The following is a 1,388-nucleotide window of genomic DNA, read 5'->3' on the forward strand; positions in this document are numbered from 1 at the left end:
GGGAGTTGGGTGGGAGGGGTGGTACGACGCTTTCTGTGGCTGTGGCCGTGGCGGCCGAGGGTCATCCTTTGTGGCTTGGGGTTGCTAATGTGGGGGACAGCGCTGTCTATTTAATCCGGCCGGGTGGCAGCGTGGAGGTGCTTACACAGTCTGATAGGGTGGAGGGGAATGTGATTTCGCAAGCCCTGGGGGTGAGGCTGAGCGAAGTGCATGTTAGAGTTAGGCAGATTTCGGGGGGTTGTGTGGGGCTGGTGGCCATGTCTGACGGCGTGGATGAGGTGCTTGACAAGGTGTTTTATGCCGACGTCTTTACAAAGATGATGTACGAGGGCCTTGGAGGCCCAACTAAGGGTGTTCGGGGTAGGAGAAAGAGGTCTGGGGGGTTCTCGGCTAGGAAGTATGTTACTACTGTGTTGAGGGCGGCTCTCGCATTGACTCGGGATAACGCCACTTTTGGCGTTGTGGCCTACGGTTGCCGCTGAGCGGGTTCCGCGGTTATATCGGGGTTAAAGGTTATATAGTGTTAGCTAGTGTTTTATATGCTTCTTAAGGAGGGTGTTGTTATTGGCAAGAAGTATAGGATCGTGAGGAGGATTGCTGAGGGGGGGATGGGTCGGGTTTGGCTGGCTATGGATGGGACTAATAGGTACTATGCTGTTAAGGAGCCGAGGCTCGATGTGGACGCCAGCTCCGCCGCTGTGAATGTGTCGAAGATTAGATTTGAGGCGGCTGTGCTTTCGAAGATCCAGCACCCCCACATCGTGAATCTTGTTGAGGCTTTTGAGGTGACTCAGCAACTGCCTGTCAGTCTGCCTCAGAGGCCGGCTCTCTTGGTTTTGGAGTACGCTGGCGACGGGAGCTATATGAAGTATAGGGGGGCTTCGTTGTCTAATGATGAGATTTTGAGGCTTTTCCGCCCGGTGGCTGAGGCGGTTAGCTATATCCACAAGGCTGGGGTTATCCACAGGGATATTAAACCCAGCAACGTATTGCTTAGGCAGAGCATTCCCAAGCTGACGGACTTTGGCACTGCTAAGTATTTGAGGGATTCGGTTAAGGAGGTGGTGGAGTCGCCCGGCGGCTACACAGCTCCGGAGCAACTCCGCGGCTTGTCTACCACTGCAAGCGACATATGGTCACTGGGGGGCTTGCTGTTTTTCCTAGCGACGGGTCGCGATCCCATAGTGGCTCTTCAGGGCTATCCCAACCCGCAATCTGTTCCAGATCCGCGGTGGTTTAACCCCAACGTGTCTGAGGCGGTTGCGAAGGTTGTGAGGGTGGCGATGCATCCAAACCCAGAGTTGAGGTACCACACTGTGGACGCCATGTTGCAGGATTTGTTCGGCGGTGGGGTTCGGGCGCACAGCGCGGTACTTACCGTGGTGGTT

The 1,388-nt window shown here is 55.4% G+C and carries 2 protein-coding genes; both read left to right on the plus strand.

The features are described 5' to 3' along the window. Window positions 1-482: protein phosphatase 2C domain-containing protein (locus tag ACP5J3_RS14650; RefSeq protein WP_428496354.1), on the plus strand; the 482-nt coding region annotated here is incomplete at its 5' end. 57 nt (window positions 483-539) lie between these two features. Further along, window positions 540-1,388: serine/threonine-protein kinase (locus ACP5J3_RS14655; protein ID WP_428496355.1), on the plus strand; the 849-nt coding region annotated here is incomplete at its 3' end.

The sequence above is a fragment of the Pyrobaculum sp. genome, from assembly GCF_049971835.1.
GTDB lineage: Archaea > Thermoproteota > Thermoprotei > Thermoproteales > Thermoproteaceae > Pyrobaculum.